Annotated in this window: 3 protein-coding genes; 1 reads left to right on the forward strand and 2 read right to left on the reverse strand. The window is 70.1% G+C overall.

Translation table 11 applies throughout. From position 1 onward, the window contains the following. Positions 1-3530 (reverse strand): glycosyltransferase (locus ELR45_RS08605; RefSeq protein WP_165367607.1); only part of this gene is annotated, 3530 nt, incomplete at its 3' end. 195 nt (positions 3531-3725) lie between these two features. Continuing rightward, entirely contained in the window at positions 3726-3992 is a 267-nt protein-coding gene (locus tag ELR45_RS08610) for a WhiB family transcriptional regulator (protein WP_165367608.1), read from the reverse strand. Between the two features lie 286 nt (positions 3993-4278). Here ELR45_RS08610 and ELR45_RS08615 point away from each other — a divergent pair. Continuing rightward, a partial coding sequence (locus tag ELR45_RS08615) for a 2-phospho-L-lactate transferase CofD family protein (protein ID WP_205856259.1) occupies positions 4279-4813 on the forward strand: 535 nt, incomplete at its 3' end.

Here is a 4813-nt window from a genome sequence, read left to right on the forward strand (position 1 = left end):
CGGCTGGCCCCGGATGACGCGCCCGGCTCGGCCGGAGCCACCGGGCGGTCGTATCCGGGCTCTTCAGTCTGTTCCTGTGACTGTCCCCGCCAGACGGGCTCAGACGGCGCACCAGGCGCCGCCGACGGCGGAGCGGGTTCATCCGCCGACGGCCCGAACCATTCGTCGCCAGCCGGCCCAGTGGCGTCCGGCGGAGCAACGCCGGCGCGCGCCGGCAGGGGCGCGCCGGCCCCGTCGGGACGGTCGCGGACCACTGGAAGGTCCGGCGACGTCGGCTCGTCGAGGTCGATCTCCGAGGCGTCGTCCACGGCGCCCTTCTCACGCCGGATCCCGGGCAGTGCCAGCACCGTCACGATGATCACCACGCCAAGTTGCACCAGAAGAACTCCAGCACGCTGCGTGCCCTGGTGGGACAGTTCGAGCTCGCCGCCGTCCGCGCCGATCTCGAAGGCCTGTGCCCAGCCGTCATACACCACAGGGTTCAGCTCGGACCCATCCAGAGTTGCGGACCATCCGCTGTCGGCGATCTCGGACAGCACCAGCAGCCGACCTTGCCCACCTTCCGGCACGTCCGTGGTGGTTCCGATCGCTTCGGTCGGCACCACCACGGGATCGTCCGCGGGTTCGGACGCGGGCTCGTCCGGCTCCGGTTCGACCAGCCGCGCACGGCCCACTGGTTGATCCACTCGCCACATCGCGGCTCCATCCGGCGCGCTGGCCCGGGCGAGACCGGGCACGGTGTCCAGGATGTCCGCAAGATCAGGATCGAACGGCGCATTGAGGTACAGGTACTTCACGGCGAACTCGGCCAGCCGGGCGCCGTCGGCGCCTCCACGGCCGGAGACGATGTCCGCCACCGTCTCGTCCAAAGGCTCGTACCTCTCCGGTTCCGGGCCCGACTCCGCGTCGCCCATCCGCGGTCCGGACGAGCGCAGCAGCGAATAGGTCACACGGCCGTCGTCGGCGCGGCTGAGCACCAGCGTCCGAATACGCTCCGGCTGTTCGGCCTCGGTCGCGATGTACGCCGGGAGGACCTCCGGGTCCCGGCGCTCCAGCGGGTCGTCGGCACCGTCCACAACCCACCAGACGGCACCGATCAACGGAACCGCCACGGCACCGGCAGCGGCCACCGCGATCAGCGGCTGCAGCCATCCGAAGCTGCTCCGGGCCAGCCAGGACCGGGCGCCTTCACCCGCCACGACCGCGGCCACGATCAGGGCACCGCCGACCACCACCGCCGGATACCCGGGCCATCCCGAGACCGGTGTCTCCAGAGTGGGACCGGTAACCGCCAGCCGGGACACCGCGACGCCGGCGACCAACGCCGTGCTGGCCGCGGCCCAGGCCGTACCGACCACCAGCCGTCGCTCGGAACGCAGCAGTGCGGCCCAACCGGCCAGGACGAGCCCGGCACCCAGCCAGATCGGCGCACCGCTCGGCCCGCCCGGTTGCTGAAGCAGGACCGACCACGGTGCCAGCTCGTCTTCGGAGAGGCCGGGACCGGGCATACCGGCCTCGGTGACCAGGAGCACCGGATCGCTGAGCACGTTCCCGCTCCACGGCACCAGAACCACGGGCACGATCGCCAGGATGACCGCCAGGCGAACCGCCGACGCCCGATCCCGGTAAACCGTCGCCACTCCGCCGACGCCGATGACGAACACCAGAATCCAGGCGAGCGGGACGAACGCCGCCATGACCGCGAGGATCAGCCCGGCGCTCCACGCCGCGCGGAACGGCCCAGGCTCGCCGGGACGGCCGAACGTGCGGTACAGCGCCAACACCAGCAGCGGAGTCAGGATCGTAGCGACCACTGTGCCGATCCGGCCGGCCGCGATGGCACCGGTGAGCGCCGGGAGGAGCCCGTACGTGACGGCTCCCCAGAGCCGCAGCCAGCGTCCCGTCACCAGCCGGCGCAACAGGAAGTAGGAGGTGACCCCGGAGAGGAGGACCGAGCCCAGCAGTAGCAGATCGACCGCAAGCGTAGCGCTGCGGACCACCGAGGCGAGGAGTCCCACCACGGCGAGGTAGGGCGGGGCCGGTGTGGGGCTACCGAGCCCGACCCCGTGCCAGGATTCCGTGTAGCTACGCCACAGGCCGGACGGCTCCGTCACCACGGGCAACAGGGCACCGCCCATCAGGTGCCCGCCGCCGATCAGGTCGCGTACCGCCAGCAGCGTCAGCAGAAGCAGCGCGACGCCGGCCAGCATCAGCGGATGCAGCACGAAGCGCAGCAGGAACGCGTCGTCGGTGGTGGGTACGTCGTCGTCGTCGGTGCCGCTGGCCCGCCGCGACGCCCCGGACACGTCATGCCCTGAACCGGAACCGCTCAGCAGCGCCAGGAGGTTCTCACCGGCATTCCTGAGCTGCTGGCCGTGCGGCGGAAAGAGCGGCTGCAACTGTGCCGGCGAACGTCCTCTGAGATGTCTGCGGCGGGCTCGCCCTCGGATCAGCCGGTCCGGACGGCCGAGAACGCCGATCACCGCGCCCAGCTCCTCCACGGCCAAGGCGGGCTGTTTGCCCAGCAGGAAGCCGAACGATCGCCCGATACCGCCCACCAGGACCCGCAGGAGCAAGAACGGAAGCCAGAGCAGGCGAGAGTTGACCAGCACGACATACAGCGCGTTGCGTCGGTCCGCCAGGTGCGGGCGCAGCCGGGTGGTGCCGAGCCTGCGGCGCCCGTGCGCGGCGGCCTCTGCGTGATGGACCACCGCCTCGGGAGAGAGCACGACGCCGTGGTCGGCGCGGTTGGCGCGCCAGCAGAAGTCGATGTCGTCCCGGAAGACCGACAGCACCGGATCGAAGCCGCCGAGCTCGTCCCAGACGTCGCGGCGCACCAGCATGCCGGCACTTCCGACCGCCAGCACGTCCTTGGTGATGTCGTGCTGGCCCTGATCATACTCGCGCCGATCGAGCCCGGTGTGCCGGCGACCGCTGCCGGACACGGTGAGACCGACCTCCAGCAGCTGACGGTCACCGCGCCAGCTGAGGACCTTCGGCCCGATGACGCCCGCGTCCGGTCGGCGCACTGCCGTCTCCAGGAGATGGCGCAACGCATCCGGTGCGGGCGTGCAGTCGTCGTGCAGTAGCCAGATCCACTCCGTGCGCTCAGCGGCCATGACGCCTCGCCTGGTGGCGGCGGCCATCTCGTCCGCGGCCTGCAGCCCTTGGGCCACAGCCGCGCCGTACCCGGTCGACCGAGGCGCCGATACCACGGCTGGGGCGCCGAGAGCCGCTGTCAGCAGCTGGGAGGTGTCGTCCCGGCTGCCCGTGTCGACGGCGATGATCCGGTCCGGGGAGTGAACGAGCGCGGCGAGCCCTTCCAAGGCCCGCGGCAGCCACCGGCTCCCGTTGTGTGCGACCAGGACGGCAGTGACGTCATGCGAGTGCAGCTCAGCCGGGTTGACCGGGGCGACTTCGGCGATCTGCCCGGTGAACGCGTCGAGTGCGGGGTCCCTGCCATAGCCCTCGTCGCCGTAGATGCCCGGCGTGGTCTCGCCGGCGGCGGAGATGTTCTGCTCGGTTGCCATGCCTCGTCGTCGTAGTTGTCGGTCCGTTCCTTCCAGTGGTGCGCACTGGAGACGCCGACCGCCAACCATACGCCGAGATACGGCCTCGAGCAGCATTCGGCGCCGCGGCAACGCCCCCAGAGGGCGCAACGAGCCACCGCCGAACGGCTCGCCTAGCTGTCCGCAGCGACGCGGGTGAGGCCTGGCAGCCCCGAACTAGCCCGCGCGCTTCTTCAACTTGCGCCGTTCGCGCTCCGAGAGGCCGCCCCAGATGCCGAACCTCTCGTCATGCGCCAGGGCGTACTCCAGGCACTCCGATCGCACCTCACACGATAGGCACACTCGTTTGGCTTCCCGGGTAGAGCCGCCCTTCTCTGGGAAGAACGCCTCCGGGTCAGTCTGAGCACAGAGCGCTCGCTCCTGCCAGCCCGCCTCCTCGGCGTCGCCTCCGAGCAGGAGCTCTAATTCGTCCCACTCACTCACATGGCTCGCCTCCTTCGACCGTATCCGCGCTCCCCGTAGAGAGCCGGCCCCCGTGGCACCTCGTGGTGGTCGAAGCCACGAAGTACCGAACGACACGTACGAAATTACATGGCTGCAATACATGCCCGTCAAGCGGAACCATGGTAAATGTTCTAAGTTCAAGATCGTCTGACCGTTCGGTTGATGCTTGAATCACGTGTGCCCGATGACCACTGACCGCTGGCTTACCGCAGTATCGCCACCCGTTGATGATCATGGAACCCTCCCAGCGTAGCGTCGAGACGTGTTGAGAATCACCGCACTGGCCGGCGGCATCGGCGGCGCGCGCTTCCTCCGCGGCCTGCTGCACGCCGTACCCGACGCCGAGGTCACCGTGATCGGCAACACCGCCGACGACATCACTCTGCACGGCATGCACGTCAGTCCGGACCTGGATACCGTGATGTACACGCTGGGCGGCGGTATCGACGAGGGCCAGGGGTGGGGGCGTGCCGGCGAGACCCACTCGGTCGCGGAAGAGCTCGCTGCGTATGGCGCGCACCCGCTGTGGTTCACCCTCGGCGACAGGGACATCGCCACCCATCTGGTCCGCACGCAGATGCTCGCTGCCGGCTACCCGCTGTCCGCGGTCACCGAAGCACTCTGTGATCGCTGGCTGGGTCACCTGGAAGGGCGAGGTGTCCGTCTGCTGCCCATGAGCGACGACCGGGTCGAGACCCACGTGGTGATACCCGCGGGGGGCTCCGCCCCCCACGCACCCCCCGACACCCCTGCGGGGGGCTCCGCCCCCCACGCACCCCCCGACACACCCCCTGTGGAGG

The sequence above is a fragment of the Phytoactinopolyspora endophytica genome (genome assembly GCF_004138495.1).
In the GTDB taxonomy this organism is placed as follows: Bacteria; Actinomycetota; Actinomycetes; order Jiangellales; family Jiangellaceae; genus Phytoactinopolyspora; species Phytoactinopolyspora endophytica.